Origin of the sequence: Cylindrospermopsis curvispora GIHE-G1 (genome assembly GCF_014489415.1) — a bacterium.
In the GTDB taxonomy this organism is placed as follows: domain Bacteria; phylum Cyanobacteriota; class Cyanobacteriia; order Cyanobacteriales; family Nostocaceae; genus Raphidiopsis; species Raphidiopsis curvispora_A.
In genome coordinates this window covers 2,030,094-2,050,871 of record NZ_CP060822.1, presented here as the reverse complement: position 1 = coordinate 2,050,871, position 20,778 = coordinate 2,030,094, and the positions used below count along the sequence as shown (strand labels likewise).

Annotated in this window: 17 protein-coding genes and 1 tRNA gene; 13 read left to right on the top strand and 5 right to left on the bottom strand. The window is 38.4% G+C overall.

Annotated features, from left to right (window positions below):
• The first annotated feature begins 39 nt into the window (after nucleotides 1-39).
• The 4 genes from IAR63_RS09155 (at nucleotide 40) to IAR63_RS09140 (ending at nucleotide 3,946) form a co-directional block, all read left to right on the top strand.
• Nucleotides 40-1,617 carry a GldG family protein gene (locus IAR63_RS09155; RefSeq protein WP_187705041.1) on the top strand — a complete coding sequence of 526 codons (1,578 nt, stop codon included), beginning with the start codon at nucleotides 40-42 and terminating at the stop codon, nucleotides 1,615-1,617.
• 46 nt (nucleotides 1,618-1,663) lie between these two features.
• A complete protein-coding gene (locus tag IAR63_RS09150) occupies nucleotides 1,664-2,311 on the top strand; it encodes a DUF4340 domain-containing protein (protein WP_096544787.1) in 648 nt (215 codons plus the stop codon).
• Between the two features lie 2 nt (nucleotides 2,312-2,313).
• Nucleotides 2,314-3,495, top strand: coding sequence for a GNAT family N-acetyltransferase (locus IAR63_RS09145; protein ID WP_187705040.1), 1,182 nt, complete (start codon nucleotides 2,314-2,316; stop codon nucleotides 3,493-3,495).
• A 67-nt stretch (nucleotides 3,496-3,562) separates the two neighbouring features.
• Entirely contained in the window at nucleotides 3,563-3,946 is a 384-nt protein-coding gene (locus IAR63_RS09140) for a DUF4346 domain-containing protein (protein ID WP_096544783.1), read from the top strand.
• A 25-nt stretch (nucleotides 3,947-3,971) separates the two neighbouring features.
• Here IAR63_RS09140 and psb32 read toward each other — a convergent pair whose 3' ends face one another.
• Nucleotides 3,972-4,709: a photosystem II repair protein Psb32 gene (psb32, locus tag IAR63_RS09135; protein ID WP_187705039.1), complete on the bottom strand. Its 738-nt coding sequence runs from the start codon at nucleotides 4,707-4,709 to the stop codon at nucleotides 3,972-3,974.
• Between the two features lie 95 nt (nucleotides 4,710-4,804).
• On the opposite strand from psb32, the gene holA reads away from it, so the two are divergent.
• Together holA and IAR63_RS09125 are read left to right on the top strand one after the other, a co-directional pair.
• Entirely contained in the window at nucleotides 4,805-5,830 is a 1,026-nt protein-coding gene (gene holA / locus IAR63_RS09130; RefSeq protein WP_187705038.1) for a DNA polymerase III subunit delta, read from the top strand.
• Between the two features lie 101 nt (nucleotides 5,831-5,931).
• Nucleotides 5,932-6,354 (top strand): DUF4168 domain-containing protein, encoded by a 423-nt coding sequence (locus IAR63_RS09125; RefSeq protein ID WP_187705037.1) that lies wholly within the window; start codon nucleotides 5,932-5,934, stop codon nucleotides 6,352-6,354.
• Between the two features lie 76 nt (nucleotides 6,355-6,430).
• Here IAR63_RS09125 and IAR63_RS09120 read toward each other — a convergent pair whose 3' ends face one another.
• Entirely contained in the window at nucleotides 6,431-7,870 is a 1,440-nt protein-coding gene (locus IAR63_RS09120) for a glycoside hydrolase 100 family protein (protein ID WP_187705036.1), read from the bottom strand.
• Between the two features lie 511 nt (nucleotides 7,871-8,381).
• On the opposite strand from IAR63_RS09120, the gene trpS reads away from it, so the two are divergent.
• Together trpS and IAR63_RS09110 are read left to right on the top strand one after the other, a co-directional pair.
• A complete protein-coding gene (gene trpS, locus IAR63_RS09115) occupies nucleotides 8,382-9,389 on the top strand; it encodes a tryptophan--tRNA ligase (protein WP_187705035.1) in 1,008 nt (335 codons plus the stop codon).
• Between the two features lie 38 nt (nucleotides 9,390-9,427).
• Entirely contained in the window at nucleotides 9,428-10,348 is a 921-nt protein-coding gene (locus tag IAR63_RS09110) for a methylenetetrahydrofolate reductase (RefSeq protein WP_187705034.1), read from the top strand.
• 4 nt (nucleotides 10,349-10,352) lie between these two features.
• Here the strand turns inward: IAR63_RS09110 and IAR63_RS09105 are convergent, their stop codons facing one another.
• Nucleotides 10,353-10,967 (bottom strand): DivIVA domain-containing protein, encoded by a 615-nt coding sequence (locus IAR63_RS09105; RefSeq protein ID WP_235678214.1) that lies wholly within the window; start codon nucleotides 10,965-10,967, stop codon nucleotides 10,353-10,355.
• Entirely contained in the window at nucleotides 10,934-11,449 is a 516-nt protein-coding gene (gene coaD / locus IAR63_RS09100) for a pantetheine-phosphate adenylyltransferase (RefSeq protein WP_187705033.1), read from the bottom strand. Before coaD ends, IAR63_RS09105 begins: the two co-directional genes overlap by 34 nt.
• Nucleotides 11,450-11,627: 178 nt before the next feature.
• On the opposite strand from coaD, the gene lgt reads away from it, so the two are divergent.
• The 3 genes from lgt (at nucleotide 11,628) to IAR63_RS09085 (ending at nucleotide 18,828) form a co-directional block, all read left to right on the top strand.
• A complete protein-coding gene (lgt, locus tag IAR63_RS09095; protein WP_187705032.1) occupies nucleotides 11,628-12,497 on the top strand; it encodes a prolipoprotein diacylglyceryl transferase in 870 nt (289 codons plus the stop codon).
• Between the two features lie 87 nt (nucleotides 12,498-12,584).
• Entirely contained in the window at nucleotides 12,585-13,421 is an 837-nt protein-coding gene (cobM, locus tag IAR63_RS09090; protein ID WP_407927158.1) for a precorrin-4 C(11)-methyltransferase, read from the top strand.
• Between the two features lie 7 nt (nucleotides 13,422-13,428).
• On the top strand, nucleotides 13,429-18,828 hold the full coding sequence (locus IAR63_RS09085; protein WP_187705031.1) for a trifunctional serine/threonine-protein kinase/ATP-binding protein/sensor histidine kinase: 5,400 nt from the start codon (nucleotides 13,429-13,431) through the stop codon (nucleotides 18,826-18,828).
• A gap of 129 nt (nucleotides 18,829-18,957) precedes the next feature.
• On the opposite strand, the gene IAR63_RS09080 is transcribed toward IAR63_RS09085, so the two are convergent.
• A complete protein-coding gene (locus IAR63_RS09080; RefSeq protein ID WP_187705030.1) occupies nucleotides 18,958-19,455 on the bottom strand; it encodes a hypothetical protein in 498 nt (165 codons plus the stop codon).
• A 212-nt stretch (nucleotides 19,456-19,667) separates the two neighbouring features.
• Here IAR63_RS09080 and IAR63_RS09075 point away from each other — a divergent pair, with 212 nt between their 5' ends.
• Both IAR63_RS09075 and IAR63_RS09070 read left to right on the top strand, forming a co-directional pair.
• The gene (locus IAR63_RS09075; RefSeq protein WP_187705029.1) at nucleotides 19,668-20,621 is read left to right on the top strand and encodes an asparaginase; all 954 of its coding nucleotides are present in this window, start codon (nucleotides 19,668-19,670) and stop codon (nucleotides 20,619-20,621) included.
• A 53-nt stretch (nucleotides 20,622-20,674) separates the two neighbouring features.
• Nucleotides 20,675-20,748, top strand: a tRNA-Met gene (locus tag IAR63_RS09070).
• Nucleotides 20,749-20,778: the final 30 nt, after the last annotated feature.

Sequence of the window (20,778 nt, the reverse complement as noted above, 5' to 3'; positions counted from 1 at the left end):
AGTAAGAGTCACAATCATCAGAGATTTACATAACTACAAATGAGACAACTACTTAAAATCAACTTCATCAAACCACTGATTGTATTAGGATTCTTATTAGGACCATTCTTTTTGGCTCTGGGATTAATGATTGGCGCTACATCGGAATGGACTATCCTCCCCCTAGGGTTTATCACTGCTGGGGCGGTAATTTGTATTTTTTGGGTACTCCTGCAAGCTCAGAAAAGTCAGTTTTGGCAACAACGTTCTACCCAGTCAAACACCAATGCTTTAATTGCCACATTAGCTGTATTAACAATCTTAGGATTAATCAATTTTTTAGGTAATCGCTATCAGATTAGGTTAGACCTAACAGAAACCCAGTTATTTACCCTATCTCCCCAATCTCAAGAAATACTACGCACTCTACCTCAACCAGCCAAACTTTGGTTATTCACCAAAGAAAAAAATCCTGGGGATCAAGAACTACTACAAAGGTATCGTGAACAAAATCCCCAATTTAACTTTGAATATGTCGATCCTCAAACTAGACCTGGTTTGGCAGGAAAATTTGGAGTCAATGACTTTGGTAAAGTCTATCTCGAATTTAATAATAAACGTCAGTTTGTACAAGATGTCAATGAAAATGAACGTTTATCAGAAGTAAAGTTAACCAGTCAACTACAAAAGATTATCAGCAACGATTCCCCTAAAGTTTATTTTTTACAAGGTCACGGTGAATTAGAAATTGCCAACTCTAAAAATCCTGAGAATTCCATATCCCAAGCTATTCAAGGATTAACAGATAATAATTTCACCTCCCTACCTCTGAGCTTAACCCAACAAACTACAGTCCCTACAGATGCTGGGGTTGTCGTAATTGCCAGTCCCAAACGGGAATTATTGCCAGGTGAAATTACAGCTTTGGAAAACTATCTGAATATTGGTGGCAATCTTATGCTCATGATTGACCCAAATCATAACCCAAAACTTGATACTTTACTAAAAAGTTGGGGTGTGCAATTGGATAACCGATTGGCTATTGATATCAGTGGAGGAAATCTAGGACTAGGACCTGCTTCTCCTTTGATTACCGAATATGGAGAACACCCTATCACCCAGGATTTTCGCAACGGTATTTCTTTTTATCCTCTCGCACGTCCTATTCTTATAGAACCCACTCCTGGTATCCACTCTACCCCTCTACTCAGAACTAAAGCATATCCTGATAGTTGGGCTGAAAGTGATCAAGAAAACGAAAAGCTGGAGTTTAACGAAGGTAAGGATTTAAAGGGTCCTTTAACATTAGGTGTAGCATTAACTAAGAAGTTAGCATCTCCCATGCAGAAAAATTCCCCACCTAAGACTCAAGAATCTCGACTGGTTATTTTTGGCAATTCACAGTTTGCCAGGGACGGGTTATTTCAACAACAATTGAATGGAGATGTGTTTCTCAATTCAGTTAGTTGGTTAAGTCAAAAACAGGAACAACCTTTATCCATTCGACCCAAGGAACAAACAAACCGTCGGATTATTATGTCGAATATGAAAGCCAATTTGCTGGGTGTTTCCTCTCTATTGGTTTTACCTCTCATTGGTTTTTTGAGCAGTGTTGTTGTATGGTGGTTCAGAAGATAGTGGATAATTGATAATTGTTTATTTTTCTTACCTTTTTTGGAGCAAAATGAAGCACACAACTTTAGTTTTAGTAATTTTAGCCCTAGCTTTAGGTGGTTTTGTCTATTTTGATGAAATGAAACGCAAGAGTCAATCAGAACAAGTTGCACAAAATACCCAAAAACAAATAAATCAACCTAACAGTTCTCATGAATCTAATCAACGGGAAAAAAAGCAAATTTTCTCTTTTAATACCAGTGATATTCAGTCAATAACCATTAAAACCCAGGACTATACATTGGATTTAGAACAGAGGAGTAAATCGGAACCGCCAACATGGTTAGTGAAACTACCTGCATCCACTACGCCCAAACCAGCACAGAAAGCTATAGTTTCCTATTTGACAGATTTATTGACTAAGGGTAAAAGTGAAAATATCATCCCAGTCCCAGTTGGTCGATTAAGCGAGTTTGGGCTAGATAAACCTGTTGCAGTTATTGATGTTAAACTTCAAGGTCAAAAAAAGCATCAACTCGTTTTAGGTAAACCTAACTTTAATAATACTTTATTATATGCAAAAGTTAATTATACTGATAGCAATAGTCAAAGTATAGAGGTTCTGTTGGTATCTAAGGATTTTGCAAATGCGGTAAATAGACAATTATCTGAGTGGGAGGATCCCACCTTGTCATCCTCCCATAATCTCCCAAACTAACCATGGTAAAACAAGTGAAATCTAACTATTGTGTACAATGGAGTGATCAGATTAGCCAAATTCCTCAAACTGCTTGGGATGCTTTAGCAATACCCCTAAAAACCCCCTTTTTGGAATGGTGCTGGTTACATAATATGGAAAGTTCCCATAGCATCACTGCTAACACTGGCTGGTTACCAAACCATTTAACGTTGTGGCGTGATAATGTATTAATTGGTGCAGCACCTCTTTATATAAAAGGGCATAGTCAAGGAGAATTTGTTTTTGATCATCAGTGGGCAGATTTAGCTTATCGTATAGGTGTGGACTACTACCCAAAGTTATTGGGAATGTCACCCCTTACTCCTGCTGAAGGTTATCGCTTTCTAATTGCTCCTGGAGAGGATGAGGAAGAAATCACAGCGGTTATGGTTCGTGAAATTGATGATTTTTGTGTTAGGCACAATATTTCTGGCTGTCATTTTTTATATGTTGACCCCCAATGGCAATTAGTGCTAGAAAAACAGGGTTTTATTCCCTGGTTACACCACAGCTATATTTGGCAAAATGACGGTTTTGCGAGTTTTGATGATTATTTAAAAATGTTTAATGCCAACCAAAGGAGGAATATTAAAAGAGAACGTAAAGCGGTGGAAGCAGCGGGGTTAAAACTCCAAGCTGTCACAGGTGAGGAGATCCCTCAGTCTTTATTTCCATTAATGTACGAATTTTACTCTGATACCTGTGATAAGTTCGGTTGGTGGGGTAGTAAATATCTAACTAAAAGGTTTTTTGAAAGTCTGTACCATAATTATCGCCATCGAGTAGTATTTTTTTCCGCCCATAATCACCAATCCACAAGCCAACCTCTGGGAATGTCATTTTGTTTATTTAAAGATGACAGGTTATATGGACGTTACTGGGGAAGTTTTCAAGAAATAGATTGTCTCCACTTTGATGCTTGTTATTATACACCTATTGAGTGGGCTATATCCCGTAAAATCCAAATTTTTGATCCAGGTGCAGGTGGTAGACACAAGCAACGGCGAGGTTTTCCAGCTACTCCCAATCACAGTTTGCACCGCTTTTATCATAACCACCTGGGTCAACTTTTACGCCGTTATATTTCCCAGGCAAATCATCATGAAGCACAACAAATAACAGCTATGAACGCAGACCTACCTTTCAATCCTCATCCCTCTTGAAAACAACGGACAAAAAATTACCTTGGATCTGTAAGATAAGAAAATATGGACATATTTTTCTACAATCATGGATTTAATAATTGACGATTTAACTGCTATTGACGATAAACTTTCCCAGCGTCACATTGACCTTGATCCTCAGGGTTACTTTATAATATATATAGATGCCAATGAGCGTTTAATTCATGCTAAACACTTTACTAATTTTATTGATGAACGTGGTTTAGCTGTAGACCCGGAAACGGGTAAGGTCATTCCTGCACGAGGTAAGGTGGAAAGAAATCATACAACTGTTTTCAGTGGTCGTACTGCCAAAGAATTGTGTGTGAAAATCTTTGAACAAACCCAACCTTGCCCTGTTAGCTTCCTAAACCATGCAGCCTACTTGGGACGGGAATTTGTCCGAGCTGAAGTGGCTTTAGTTACCGGGAAGGAGTACGTGCAGGATTAAGTATTTGTGGGGAGTGGCCCTCCCTTTAACCTTCCTTGGATGGTTGATTGATTTGGTATAGGTAATAGGTGGCCATGGGAATAACCGTCGCTGCGATTAGCAGTCCTACTACCCACGCAGTAGAATTGCTCTTGTTCTTATCAGTCTGCTCTGCTGTGGCAAATGTCCCTTCTACCTGGATGATTTCTTTCTCCTCCGGTGGTCCAGGATCAGGTTCACCAGAAAGCACTGCTACCAGGCGATCGCGCACTTTAAGCAGTCCTTGATTGTATTTATTACCAGAACGTAATTCTATTCCCAAGGTTTTTGCAGTAACACTGGTAGCTATTTCATCAGTTAGGAGAGTTTTCACCTCCTGTCCACTCACAATCGTAGAGCCGTTAGTTAGGGTATCAACCACTAAAATGGCTTGATTTGCCTGAGCTTCAGGTGTGGGAAACCATTTGCTGAATAGGGACTGAGCAAAAGTCTGTGGTGTTTCTCCGTAGTCGAACCTATGAATAGTTACTATTCTCACTTCCTTACCGGTTTTTTGGGCCAGGTCTTGAAAAGCGCTAGCAATTTGCCCCTCATTAAAGCGACTAATTACATCTCCTTCGTCTACTACCCAAGTATTGGGGGTTAGATCAGGTATTTGATACACGCCCGTAGCACTAGCTGGGGCGGAAAACATGGGGACAGATACGATTATCACTAATACTGATAGTATCAAGCTAGTGACGTATTTAGGAGTGCTGAATAATTGTTTAAGTAGCTGTTTCATAATGAATCCCACAATGCCATTAGAATTACGATACTATAGAACCGTCTCTAACACTCTGATTTAACCAGGATAAATCCTAAGTTCCGCTCACACCCATGCCAATCTATATTTATTGGGGTGAAGATGATTTTGCTATAGAAAAAGCAGTTACCTTACTGCGCGATCGCATTCTTGACCCTTTATGGACTAGTTTCAATTATACTACTTTTCTCCCTGACCAGGGCGATTCTGTAATTCAGGCCCTTAATCAAGTTATGACACCCAGTTTTGGAGCTGGTGGGAGGTTGGTTTGGTTGATCAACTCCAACTTGTGTCAAAATTGTCCAGAGAATATATTCTCGGAACTGAAACGCACTTTACCCGTGATACCAGAAAATTCCTTTTTGCTGGTGACTAGTCCTCATAAACCCGATGAACGTCTCAAGTCCACAAAACTACTCAAACAATTTGCTGATTTCCGGGAGTTTTCGCTCATCCCACCCTGGAAAACTGAATTATTAGTCCAAGCTGTGAATCAAGCTGCTCAGGATTTTGGTATCAAACTAACACCACAAGTTGCCGAAACTTTGGCGGAATCTATTGGTAATGATAGCCGACTTCTCCACACAGAAATGGAAAAATTGCGTCTTTATTTAGCCAGTAGTAATATTCCACTGAATAGTGCAATTGTAACCCAACTAGTCAGAAATACCACTCACAACACCCTTCAATTAGCTGCGACCATTAAAACAGGTGATTCAGCTAAAGCATTGGGCATTTTAGCGGATTTAATTGGCGCTGCTGAACCAGGATTAAGAATAGTTGCTACCCTCACGGGTCAATTCCGTACTTGGCTATGGGTAAAAATGATGATGGAATCGGGAGAGCGCAATCCTCAGTCCATCGCCCAAGGTGCGGAGGTCAGCAATCCTAAACGGATTTACTTCTTACAGCAAGAAGTCAAATCCCTATCTGTAGAACAGCTTGTTTTCTCTTTACCTCTACTGTTGGAATTAGAAGTTAGTCTCAAGCAAGGAGCTTCCGAAATCCTTACCCTCCAAACTAAAGTAATTGAACTTTGCCAACTATATCAGAAATCCGGAACTTTTCAACCTGAGAATAAATCAAATCTACTAACATAAATATGACTGTATATTTTAAATCAAGAGGTAATGGCAATCCCAAAGCCTCTATTTTACGTGCCATGGGCAAAACAATCTTGTACTAGTTATCAACTTTTATTATGCTCTCTAAGCTGTCAAAATTTCCCCTATTGTCAATTCTCACTGCTGCTAGTTTAATCTCTACTCTCTCACTAAATGCTAACGGTCAAAACCCGGCTATCACCAGTAGCGAAATCACTAACTATGCCCAAACAGTAATGATTATGGAACCTAAACGTCAGCAAGCCTTTAAGGAAATTAAAACTCTAATTAATACCGGAGCCATCCCCACAATCATTTGTAACGACGCAAACAGTATCAATTTGCTACCGAGAAATGCCCAGAAAATAGCTATCAACTATTGTAATGAATATGAAGAAACAGTATCCCAAAACAATCTCACTGTTGATAGGTTTAATCAAATCACAGCAGAAATTAATAATAATAGTGTTTTAAAAGAAAGAGTACAAAAATTAATGATGGAGAAAATGGGACTATATTAACTTCTCCTCACTCTCAAGAGACAATCAAGATTAGGGGGATAGATCCCCCGGGGGTCAAGGTTTCCTTGTCTTGTATCTATGTGGAAAATTCCAACTTACAAGCCTTAAAAGCTCCTTGGGGAAGCAATTTATCAAAACTAACCAAGGACAAACTATCGGGATTTTCTATCATTTCCTGAGACAATAAATATCCCGCAATAGTCCAAGTCTGATACTTTCGCGCCTGTTTGCCAATTAATCTACCCTTTTTACCATCATAATACTCTGGCCACTGATCCTCACTTAGTCTGGATTGAGCGATTTCTATCGCCTCTTGGGCCATGCTCACTCTTCCTGTTTTCACCGCTGCTGCAGCTAACATCCACATTAAAACCGGCCAGTTTCCAGCATTGTGATAAGACCAAGGTATATTTTTAGGGTCACATCCTGTTACAACTCTGTACTCTTCATTTTCCAAAGCAGGAAAGCAAATTTTAATTGGCATATCCCCTACTAAATCTTCCCATCTTTTTTCAATTAGATTCATGACCGCTTGTGCTTGTGTTTTTGTGGCTAAATCACAAATCACTGCCATTAAATTACCCAGGGTAAAAAACCGGGTATCCAATTGAGAAGGTCCCACATTACCCGCAAAGTAACCTCCCTTTCTTGGTAACCATTTATCTAAATTATAATAGGGTAGGGAATCAGCATATATATTGAAAAGGTTTACCGCAGTTTTTCCGTACTCTTCACTCTTAAAGCGATAAATGTCACTGAGGCGATTAATGTCTATCCAATAATGTTCCCGAATATGTCCACACAACAATGGTAATCTGTGGTCTATTGCTTCTACTATATCCTCGTTACCTTCACAAACTAACAACTCCCTTGCTGCACGTAATGCGGCAAAAAACAACACTTGTATTTCCAGTGGATGTCCATAAATACCCATGCGTCTATCTATCATACAAGCACCATCTGGTACTAGTATGGTGGGGTACATATCAAAACGATTTGCTAAACAAATATCCAGAATTAATCGAATACCTGTTTGGAAATCTGGTCGGTAGACTAAATCATAATCATTCGTACTTACCACATAAGCACGTAATAAGATTAACCACCACAAACAGGAGTCTACTGGGGTCACCCTAGCTATGGCGTGTTCTCCAAAATCAGCCTCTAAATGCTCTTCACCATGGTTAGTGACAACTTTAAAGCTGGCTGGAATTAATCCTCTACCTGGTTTATAGGGATTCAAGTCCTTTTGTTTAGGCTGTAACTTTAATGTCGCCTCTAGAAAATTTTTAACAATGTCCGTTCTTCCCTTAATCAAAAATACCAGTGCTGAAGAAACAAAATCTCTGATGAAACACTGATCATAGTTTAAGGCTTCTACAGACGGGTCAACAGCTGCTAATGTGCCTACTGGTTGTTTCTGATAGTAAAGAATTGATTTTTCTAAGGAATGCCATGCTTCTGCTTCTATATTTGCCTTCACATTAGCATTTGTGCGTGACTCATTCACTTGCATGGTTAGAATAACTCCAAGATGGGAAATTTTTGCCGAAATTACCTGAGATCTTCCTTACTATTTCCAGGTCAATGATTTTGTCCATGGTAAACAGCACCGTTGACACAAAGTGTCAAGAAAAAGCATTTATAACTCTTACACGCTGAATAAATATCAAAACCAATCCAGCACTCTTAATCACCCCTCTCGGCAAATACGCAGAAATCAGTAAACTAATTTACACTACAATTTAAATAATTAGGAGACTTAGTACCTTGGCTATCCTAATAAATTTGGAATTATTTTCCTGTAACTTATCTCCTATAATTGAATAATCTATGATCTTTGATCTAAAAATGCAATATAGGTCACCCAAAAGTTAGCATGTTAGATTTGCAGAAACTACATAATTTAAGATATATGTGAATTGAGTTTAGCGCGACTTGTTGAGCCATCTCTCCCCAACTTTAGTTGCGGGAGGCTAAAAAACAACAGTAGAATGGTAGTTGGCAAAAAAAAATCACCAACAATTATGGGTAAGCAACGCGTTTTGTCTGGAGTTCAACCAACTGGTAACTTACACTTAGGTAACTATTTAGGTGCTATTCGCAACTGGGTAGAGATGCAGGATCAGTATGATAATTTCTTTTGTGTGGTAGATTTACATGCTATTACTGTACCACATAACCCTGCCACTTTAGCAGCTGATACCTACACCATTGCAGCTTTATATTTAGCTTGTGGTATTGATTTACAGTACTCACATATTTTTGTACAATCCCATGTATCTGCACACAGTGAACTTTGTTGGTTACTAAACTGTATTACTCCTTTGAACTGGCTACAGGATATGATCCAGTTTAAGGAGAAGGCGGTTAAACAGGGGGAAAATGTTGGCACGGGTTTATTGATTTATCCGGTTTTAATGGCTGCTGATATTTTGCTGTATCAAGCAGATAAAGTACCAGTAGGTGAAGATCAAAAGCAACATTTAGAACTAGCCAGAGATATTGTTAATAGGTTCAATTACTTGTTTGCCCAAGAGCATCCCGTATTAAAGTTACCTGCTCCTTTAATTAGGAAAGAGGGCGCCAGGGTAATGAGTTTAGCTGATGGTACTAGGAAAATGTCTAAGTCTGACCCTTCCGAATTGAGCAGAATTAATGTTTTGGATCCACCAGACCAAATTGCCAATAAGATTAAACGCTGTAAAACCGATCCAGTTCGTGGTTTGAGTTTTGATGACCCAGCACGTCCTGAATGTAATAATTTATTGACTTTGTATATGCTATTATCTGGCAAAACCAAGGAAGCGGTAGCTGGGGAGTGTGCTCATATGGGATGGGGACAGTTTAAACCTTTACTCACAGAAACAACTATTAACGCTTTAGAACCAATTCAAAAAAAGTACAAGGAGATAATAACAGAAAAAGGTTACTTAGAGTCCGTACTTAAAACAGGTAGGGAAAAAGCTCAAGCCATAGCCAGTCAAACTTTAGCAGATGTTAAGGAGGCTTTGGGCTACACAGCACCATTATAAACCTGAAAATAAGATCTTTTAAGTATAAAAAAATTACCATGCAGGAAAATCACACCACTATCCATACTAGCAATTCTCTCACGAGTTTCCGTGAAGCAGTACAAGCAGGAGAATTTTTAATCACTGCAGAAGTTGCACCCCCAAAGGGAGGGGACATCAACCATACCATTGCCATGTCAGCGACTCTTAAGGGGAGAGTTCATGCTGTTAATATTACTGACGGTAGTCGTGCTGTTTTGGGTATGTCACCTTTGGCAGTATGCGCCATTTTATGCCAACATGGAATTGAACCAATCTGTCAGGTAGCTTGTCGCGATCGCAATAGAATCGGACTGCAAGCTGATTTGATGGGGGCCCATGCTCTGGGTATTAGGAATATTTTAGCTTTGACGGGTGATCCAGTGAAAGCTGGTGATCATCCGGATGCTAGAGCTGTTTTTGACCTGGAATCTGTCCGGTTATTGCAATTAATTACTAATATGAACCAAGGACTGGATTTTAATCATAGGACTTTAGTTGATGGAGGTCTGGATTTGTTTCCTGGAGCAGCAGTGGATCCTCAATCTAAAAGTTGGTCTGGGTTACAGAGTAGATTTGAAAGAAAAGTACAAGCAGGGGCACAATTTTTTCAAAGTCAACTAATTACTGATTTTGAAAAATTAGAGAAGTTTATGGATAAAATCGCCTCTGGTTACAATAAACCCGTATTGGCAGGTATTTTTCTGTTAAAATCAGCGAAAAATGCTCAGTTTATTAACAGGATGGTTCCTGGTGTTAATATACCCGATCATATTATCCAGCGCCTAGCCAAAGCCAAGTATCCTTTGGAAGAAGGTATGAAAATTGCCTCAGAACAGGTAAGAATGGCAAAGGATTTATGCCAGGGAGTACATATTATGGCTGTTAAAAAGGAAGAAGCGATCGCCCCGATTTTAGACTTAGCTGGTGTTAGCAGGTAGTTAATTATCCCTTTGGAATATCATAAGACCCACTGTTTTTTCGGGTTTCCCCTCGTAGTTGTAGTCGTCCATTAGTGACAATTTGCAACATTTCTTGCAGATCCTCCTCGATATTTTCCAACACCCGATCTGCATATTCATCCGCGCCATTTTCGATTTCCCTAGCATGGGCGATCGCATTTTGGCGTGTCTCTTCCATTTCCTGGTCACAATCCCGTCGTTTACGTTCGATTTCTGCCAAGGTATCTCGCATTATGGCATCACACTCCTGTTGTGCTTCACGACGGAGTTGAATAGTTTCCCGTTCTACTTGGCGAATAATATCATTATCAGCCAAGATTTGAGACCTTTTGATTTGTGCTGCTTCTATAACCTGTTGTGCATATTCTTCCGCTGACAATATAATCTCCTCCTTTTCTCGGAGAATTTCTGCTGCTTCCTGAAATACGGAGGGTAAAGAAACCCGAATAAAATCTAACTGCTCTAGGAACTTATCCTCATCAATGAGGGTACGACTGATAAAGGGTATTTGCATCCCAGAGAGGATAATATCTTCCAGACGGTTAAGCTCCTGGAGAATATCTACTATTCCCTGGGGGTTGTCATTGGGTTTTCCCATAGGGGGATTTGGCTGTAGCATTGGTATATATCCGTAGCAATGTGCGGGGGAACAAGATGGTCGACAGATCCACCGAACCTGGCAATTTCTTTCACCACACTACTACTTAAAAAGCTATGCTCATTAGAGGTGGCGAGAAAAACAGTTTCGACCTGAGTTGAAAGGGTTTTATTAGTATGGGCCATTTGTAACTCTATCTCAAAATCAGAAACAGCTCGCAAACCACGTAATAAAACCCCCGCTTGTCGCATTTGGGCATAGTTAACCGTTAATCCGTCAAAACTATCTACCTCTACGCTGGGTAAATGGCTAGTAGCTGAAATAATCTGCTTCAAACGCTGTTCTACGGTAAACAATGGGGTTTTGTTAGGATTTCGCAGAACAGCAACAATGACCCGACTAAATAGGCGAGTAGCTCGTTCAATAAGATCAAGGTGCCCCAAGGTAATAGGGTCAAAGCTGCCAGGATAAATAGCAATCATGTTAAATAGAAATTAAAAAGCTTCTAGGTTCGAGTACACTGTTTAGTGACCTTGGAGGAACAGGCTTTTTGAGTGAATGATGGAATTTATTGATTAATATGTTGTGGTATTGTACATTATTTACATAAATATTGCAATTGTTTCCTGTGAAGTAGAAACATATTGTTAGGTAATTTGCATGGTAGTAGATTTCCCCGCCTTACTGTTGGGGTTCGAGTTCACCTCCCCGGGTCCCGTAGTACCTGGATTAGAATTTGGACCATTTGTTATTCGTTGGTATGGATTGCTAATTGCATCAGCCGTATTAATTGGCGTTAGTCTTGCCCAGCATCTGGCCAAACGTCGTCATTTACATCCCGATATAATCAGTGATTTATCCGTTTGGCTGGTAGTGGGAGCTATTCCAGCTGCGAGATTATATTATGTCCTGTTCCAATGGTCAGAATATTCCCGTTCCCCCGGGAGAATCCTAGCCATTTGGCAGGGTGGTATAGCCATTCATGGAGCCATTCTTGGCGGTATTATAGCCGCTTTAATCTTTGCCAGACTCAAAAGAATATCTTTTTGGCAATTGGCAGATTTAGTCGCGCCTTCTCTGATTTTAGGTCAAGCCATTGGACGTTGGGGGAATTTCTTTAATTCTGAAGCTTTTGGTGATCCTACAGATTTACCTTGGAAACTATACATTCCACCAGAGCATCGTCCTCCCGCTTTGGTAAACTTTGAATATTTCCACCCCACTTTTTTATATGAATCCCTGTGGAATTTGACGGTATTTGCTCTATTACTAACTTTATTTTTTCGGAGTTTATCTGGCAAACCGGAATTAAAGACCGGAACCTTATTTTTGGTTTACTGGATAGCCTATAGTATGGGAAGATTTGCTATTGAAGGTTTACGTACGGATAGTCTTATGTTAGGTTCTCTGAGAATTGCCCAATTGGTTAGCTTAACGGGAATAGTAGTGGGTTTAGCCGGTTTAGTCTGGCTTTATGTATACAAACGCTCCCTACCGGATGTAGTATCTCCTAGTTATAACCACCAATAAAAAATGCCCCAGAGTGTTCTCCAGGGCTTAACCAGGGTGCATCTACCATATCTTTCTACCACTCGCAAGCGGTTGATCCGGAAAACCATGGCAGAAATATTGAGAAATTTCACGGGAAAATTGGCAGACCTTTCCTATTTTGGGTGCAACATGATTAACTACTTAAAACCAGCAGTGTATATTGTGGGTGCAGGACCTGGAGACCCAGATTTATTGACAGTTAAAGCACAAAGGCTATTAGCTGGTGCTGATTTGGTACTTTTCGCTGACTCTTTGGTTCCCCAACAGATCTTGGATATTTGTCGTCCAGACGCACAAGTTATCGGTACCGCCACCAAAACTTTAGATGAGATTATAGGCACAATTATAGAAGCAGTTCAATCTAATAAATCTGTTGTACGTCTTCACTCAGGAGACGTTAGTTTATATAGTGCTATTCACGAACAAATAGAATTACTAAACGCATCAAATATACCTTTTGAAATAATCCCAGGAGTTAGTGCATTTCAAGCTGCTGCGGCAAAACTAAAAGTAGAGTTGACAGTTCCTGATTTGGTGCAAAGTATTATTCTCACTCGGGTGAGTGGAAGAACAAAAGTGCCAAATCAGGAACAATTGGCCAGTTTAGCAGCACATCAAGCCAGTCTGTGTTTATATTTGAGTGCCCGTCATGTAGCTAGCGCCCAAAACCAACTTTTACAACATTATCCTCCACAAACTCCTGTGGCCATTTGTTTTCGCGTGGGATGGCCCGATGAAAAGATCTTTATTGTTCCCCTAGAGAAAATGGCAGAGTCTACCCATGAACAAAAACTGCTGCGTACCACCTTGTATATAATTAGCCCCGCCCTGTCTCCCGTAAGTGGGCGATCGCATCTATATGATGCCAAATACAATCATTTATTTCGTGTTTCCACACAATAGATTTCCAATGGAAAAAAGTCATATCCAACTTCCAGGCTATAAAATACTTGAGGTAATTCACGTTAGCAGTAGAACCAGTGTATATCGAGGTGAACAAGAAACAACTAAAAGATCGGTAATTATAAAAACTGCTAACGCCCAATATCCACCATTAAATGAATTGATAGCCTTAAAAAATCAATTTGCTATTACTCAAAAAATTGACCATCCCCATATTATTAAATCCTATGCTTTAGAACCTTATGGTAATATTTACGCCCTCATCAGTGAGGATATAGGTGGTATATCCGTTTACGACTATGCCCAATCTCAGCCCCTGGCACTAAACATGTTTTTAAAAATTGCCATTGCCGTGGTGAAAGCACTGGAGTATTTGTATAATTACAAAATTATCCATAAAGACATTAAACCAAAAAACATTATTATTAATCCAAAAACTCATCAAATTAAGTTGACAGATTTCAGTATTTCCTGTCTCCTACCTCAAGAAATAGTGGAAATCAAAAAGTTCAATCCATTGGAAGGAACTCTTTCCTACATGTCACCAGAACAAACAGGGAGAATGAATTGCGGTATAGATTATCGCAGCGATTTTTATTCTCTGGGGGTGACCTTTTATGAACTACTCACAGGAAGATTACCTTTTATCAGCAAAAATCCTCTCAAGTTAGTACATTCTCACCTGGCGAAAATGCCACCGCTTCCCCAAGAGATTAACCCAGCAATTCCCGATTTGTTAGCGGAAATAACTATCAAATTAATGTCAAAAAGCCCAGAAAATAGATATCAAACAGCTAGGGGAATTAGATACGATCTAGAAAGATTCCAAGAAATATTATTAAATCATGGTCAGATTAAGTCTTGGCAATTAGGAAGTAGAGACATAGCAGATAGATTTATAATTTGTGACAAAGTTTATGGTAGAGATCAAGAGATTTCCATCTTATTAGATGCGTTTACAAGAGTTAGTCAAGGCAGTAAAGAATTAATGCTAGTTCTAGGTTCTTCAGGTATTGGTAAAACTGCTATTGTCCATGAAATTAACCAACCGATTCTGGAGCAAAAAGGTTATTTTACAGCTGGTAAATATGAGCAACTACAAAATAATATTCCCGTTTCAGCCTTATTAAAAGCCTTGGGGAATTTATTACAACAAGTTCTAACTCAAAGTCCAGAAGAATTAGTAGTATGGAAAAACAAGATTTTATTAACCCTGGGAGAACAAGCACAAATTATTATAGATCTAATTCCTGAGTTAGAAAAGATTATTGGTCCACAACCAGCAGCGTCCAAGTTAACCAGTAATGCTGCTCAGAATAGGTTCAATGTATTATTTGCTAAATTTATCCAAATATTTGCTAATGAAGAACATCCCTTAGTGATTTTTTTAGATGATTTGCAGTGGGCAGATCCCACTTCTTTAAAATTAATCCAATTCTTAATTAAAGAACCAGATACCAAATATTTATTACTGATCGGTGCTTATCGCGACCATGAGGTTTATAGTGGACATCCTCTCACAGTCACCCTAGAGGATTTGCAAAAAGTTGAACCCAAAATTGCCATTAATGAAATTCATTTACAACCTCTAGATAAAAACCAGTTAAATCTACTAATTTCAGGCAATTTAGCCTGTGAAGAAATCCTGTCTTTATCTTTAACTGAATTTGTATTCGATCAAGCACAGGGCAACCCATTTTTCAGCAATCAGTTAATTAAATCTATGTATGAAGATGGGTTACTAAGTTTTGACTTTCAGTTGGGTTGTTGGCAATGTGACATTTATAGGGCTCAAGCTTTATATGGTAATGATATTCTCCAGTTATTGGCAACGCAAATCCACAAATTACCTGTTGCTACACAAGAAATACTAAAGATTGCTGCTTGCATTGGTAATGAGTTTGATTTATTAACCCTAGCCATTGCTTGTGAGAAGTCCCAGCTAGAAATAGAATCAAACTTGCAGAATGCTTTGACAGCAGAATTGATTATTACTCAAGACGAAAAACAGAATTTATATCCGGAAAAATCCCACAATAATCACATCAAAAAATACAAATTCTTCCATGACCGAGTACAGCAAGCAGCCTATTTATTAATTCCAGATAACGAGAAGGAATCAACCCATTGGCGCCTTGGTAAATTAATTTATGAATACACTAAAAATAGAGATAAAAAGGAACTAGAAGAAAAAATCTTTATTATAGCTAATCAATTGAATGTCGCCCAAACAATAATTGACACACAAGGGGAAGTAGAAAAATGTCAATTGGCTGAACTTAACTTAATAGCAGGTCATAAAGCCAAAGTGTCAACAGCTTATGAAGCGGCTATAAAACACTTAAAATTTGCCTTGAAACTTTTACCAGTAAATAGTTGGCAAACTCATTATCATCTAACTTTAAACTTGTATTTAGAAGCGGTAGAAGTAGAATTTCTGAACATCAATTTTGACCAGGCAGAAATCTATATTAAATTGGTCCAAGAAAAGGCAGTTACCCTCCTTGATCAAGTACCTGTATATGAGATCCAAATTCAAATATATATGGCAAAAGTCCAAATAAAATTGGCAATCGAAACAGGTATACATATTATCAATATGTTGGGAATTCAATTGGTAGGAGAATCACCTAAAATTCTCAATGACCAGAATCAAAACTATGTGGATAAACTGATTAATTTACCTGTCATGACTGCACCCGATAAAATGGCGGCCATGCGAATACTGGGAAATATTACCACCGCTACTTATTGTTTTGACCTAGAATTATTTGACAGAATAGTTTTTACGATGATCCATCTGTCATTAGAATATGGTAATTGTTCAACTTCTGCTTCTGGATATGCCCATTATGGTCTGTTATTATGTAGAGTTGCTGGCAATATTGACAATGGATACCGTTATGGTCAATTGGCATTGAATTTAGCCAACAGGTTTAATGCTCAGGAAGTTAAATGTGTGGTTCTCTTAACTTGTAACTCAAACATTAATTTCTGGAAAAATCACTTACAACAAACCATAGCTAGTTTATCAGAATGCATAAATTATGGCATGGAAACTGGCGATTTAGAACATGTAGGTTATGCATCTGCTATCTATAATCAAAATAAATTTTTAATTGGCGAAAATTTGACCTGTGTTTTACAGGAATTGGAAACCCATATAAATCTAATGTATAGATTTAAACAACAGGGCGCAGTTCTAGTACATTTAATTTGGAAGCAGTTAGTTTTAGAGTTGTTAAATTATGATCCCAGTCAGTCTGGTTGTTTTCATAATTCATTTGATGACACTGAATTGTTGTCAATCTTAATCCAATCCAAAGCTTCTACTCTAATATTCACATTCTACTTGGCTAAAACTATATTTTTCTACCTATTCCATAACTATCAGAAATCTTTAGAAGCTGTTCTTCAAATGACTGAACATTTGAACTACGTCTTCACTCAGATTGTTTGTAGCCAATATAATTTTTATTATTCTTTGGTTTTATTGGGTGAATGCTCCCAAAAATCAAATGCAAATCAAGAAAATTTAGAAAAATATTTACAAACTGTTAAAGTCAATCAAGAATCTATGGCAATATGGGCCCGTCAATGTCCGGAAAATTATCAGCACAAGTATGATTTAATAGCCGCAGAAATGGCAAGAGTTCTTAGCAATCATTGGCAAGCAGGTGAACTTTATGACCAAGCTATTATGGGTGCCAGGAAAAATAGATACATTCAGGAAGAAGCTCTGGCAAATGAGTTAGCTGCTAGATTCTATCTTAATTGTGGTAGGAACAAAATTGCTCAAACTTACTTAATTGATGCTTACTATTGTTATGTGAATTGGGGGGCTAAGTCAAAAGTAATAGATCTGGAAATATCTTATCCTGAATTACTTGCTCCTGTCATCAAACCCAGCACAATAATTGCAGAAGAAACCAATTTTATGACTAAAATTATGGATAGCAACAAAAACGTATCAGCTATTCTAGATTTGGAAACAGTTACAAAAGCATCTTTAGCCATTTCATCAGAAATAAAAATAGATAAACTGCTGGGTACTCTATTGAATGTAATTGTTGAAAATACGGGAGCGAAAAAAGCTGCTTTAATTCTTAAACAAGAATCCAACTTGTTTACTGTAGTACGAGAAAATCAAAATACCGGTTGGGAACTCATACCAATTAAGGATAGTCAAGATATCCCAATTAATATAATCAATTATGTCAACAACACTCAAAATGACATACTTATTGATAGTAATAGTATAGATAAAAAATTTGCTATAGATCCTTATATTATCAAATATCAGCCCAAGTCTATACTGTGTAATCCTATCTTAAAGCATGGACAACTTATGGGTATAATTTATTTGGAAAATCGCTTGACTACAGGTGCATTTACTCCTGAGAGACTGAAAGTCTTAAAACTATTATCTTCCCAAGCAGCTATTTCTTTAGAGAACGCTGAACTGTATGAAAAATTGGAAGAAAAAGTCGCTATTAGAACTAAGGAATTAAATGATAATAATCTCCATCTGGAAAAAACTTTACAGGAGTTAAAATCTACCCAAATGCAGTTGATTCACACGGAAAAAATGTCCAGTTTAGGACAAATGGTAGCTAGTATAGCTCATGAAATCAACAATCCTGTCAATTTTATATATGCTAATGTTGATCACGCCATTGACTACATTCAATACCTACTAGATTTACTCAATATCTATCAACAAGAATATCCCACTCCCCACCAGATAATTGTAGAAAAAATTAAGTCTATAGATTTTGATTTTTTAGTATCTGATTTACCAAAGGTATTAAATTCTATGTCTGTAGGTGCGGAAAGAATTCGAGATTTAGTTGTGAGCTTACGTAATTTTTCTCGTGTCGATGAATCAGAAATCAAACCTTTGGATATTCACCAGAGTATTGACAGTACCTTAATCCTGTTACAACCTCAATTTAAGGAAAAGTTAGGACCTGCCAAAAATATTATTGTCAAAAATTATAGTGATCTGCCATTAATCATTTGTTATGCTTCCCAGCTAAATCAAGTGTTTATGAATATGATTAGTAATGCAATTGATGCCATATATGAACATCGACTAACTTTATCAGCAGCAGCAAAAGAGAGTTTTAATGGTCAAATAATTATCTCCACGTCAGTGATTAATCGTGATTGGGTGAGGGTTTGTATTAAAGACAATGGTAAGGGGATGAGTACCGAAATGAAAAACCGAATTTTTGAGCCTTTTTTCACGACCAAACCCGTAGGTGAAGGTACTGGTTTAGGATTATCTATTAGTTATCAAATTATAGTCAATCAACATCGGGGAAAAATTCATTGTCTATCCCAACCGGGAATGGGAACAGAATTTGTCATGGAAATCCCCACGGATTGTTCTCAATATGATTAGAGATTATAAAAGCCCATGAATTACCAATTCATACTATTCATGAGCAGTTAAATGCAGTTAAACTTGTTTGCAATTATTTAAAGTGATTTAGTTTTTCATAACTTCTATTACTTAGCTATTTGTTCCCTCTCAATCCTCATCTTCCTCCTCTTCATATTCTTCATCAAAAATCTCATCTATTAACTCTTCAGCGCGTTCATCAGGAATCTTTAATGCTTCCTGTAGTGCAAGTAGATAGTCTTGGTCAAGTTCAGATAATTCCTCATCAATATCCATGATGAGTAGGGCCAGGACATATGCGATTTCACAATAAACACCTTCGTCTTCTAATTTTAATAGAGATGAAATAGCACTGGGGATCAGATCCTCAAGTCGGTTCTTGTTTTCATCAATATAGGAATCCACTGTAGATGATAAAGCATTAAATTCTTCTTCAGTGTATTCATCAAAAATTTGTAAACCATCAAACAGGTCAGGTATGGGGTAATCTTTAGTGTAAATAATACCTTCTTGCTCATTAGCAGCGGAAAAAAGTCCGAGGATGGAGATGGCTACCTCCGGTTTGAGGTCAAGAGGATTTTGACTGGTGCCCTTAACGAGCTGACTTTTGGACTGTGTTTTGGACATAGGGATCCTTGTCATTTAATCAATACTATCGTACCTTGAATGGTAATTATAGTCTTAGCCAAAGCGGTTAAAAAACCACTGATGGTTAAAAATCAGAGGTGGGCGTTTTACATCTGGGAAAATACCTGAGCAATATCCCCCAACTCACCGGAAATTAATGATATGATGTTTTATTATCACGACCACTACAAGACCAATTAGAAAACAGACCCATGACAATGGGAAAAAGAACACAGGCCAAAGAACTGGAAGTTAGACTGCTGCGAGAAGGTATTATCGAATCTCGACACGTAGTCCAAGCTGCAGTTAGTGATGACAGAGGAAGGGTTTTATCTGTAGCTGGTAACGCTGAAACAGCCACATTTGCCCGTTCCGCATTGAAACCATTTCAAGCTCTAGCCGTCACCAGCACGGGCACCATAGAACGCTATGGTTTGAGCGATCGCGACCTAGCAATTATCACTAGTTCTCATCAAGGTAGCATTGAACAAGTTAGACAAGTATTTAATATTATCTGGCGGGTTGATCTAGAAACAACCACGTTACAATGCCCCATTCCTTCCGGTAAGCGCAGTCCATTGGAATACAATTGTTCTGGTAAACATGCAGGTATGTTGGCTGTTTGTCAGCAAAGGCACTGGCCTTTAAACAATTATTTAGATAAAAAACATCCTGTCCAACAGTTGATTCTGGGCAAAGTAGCAGAACTACTAAGAATGCCAGCAGCAGAATTTATAGGTGTTCGTGATGACTGTGGTGCACCCACATATCTCATGCAACTGGGTCAAATGGCTTTCTTATATGCTCTTTTGGGATCTAGCAATAACCTGGACATGGAGAGGATTGTGCGAGCAATGAATCACCATCCAGCGATGGTAGCTGGGGAAGGAGAATTTGATACGGAAATAATGCGATTAGCTCCCGGAGAACTAATTAGTAAGTCTGGAGCTGAGGGAGTGCAGTGTATTAGCAGACTAGGGGAAGGAATGGGGTTATCCATTAAAGTGACTGATGGGAGCAAACGAGCTAAATACGCAGCAGCTATTCATCTACTACAACAAATGGGATGGATTAGTCCCAGCGTGGCCCAAAGTTTAGGAGATAAATTCATGAACCTGAGCAAATACAAGCGTTTGGAGGTAATTGGAGAATTATCACTTTTATAGTTGACAAATTCTAGATTTGGAGTTATATTTAGATGAGTGGAGAAAAAGCGTAACGCGGGATAGAGCAGCCTGGTAGCTCGTCGGGCTCATAACCCGAAGGTCAGTGGTTCAAATCCACTTCCCGCCATTTGTGTTAGTAAAAGCCCCTCTGGCAGCT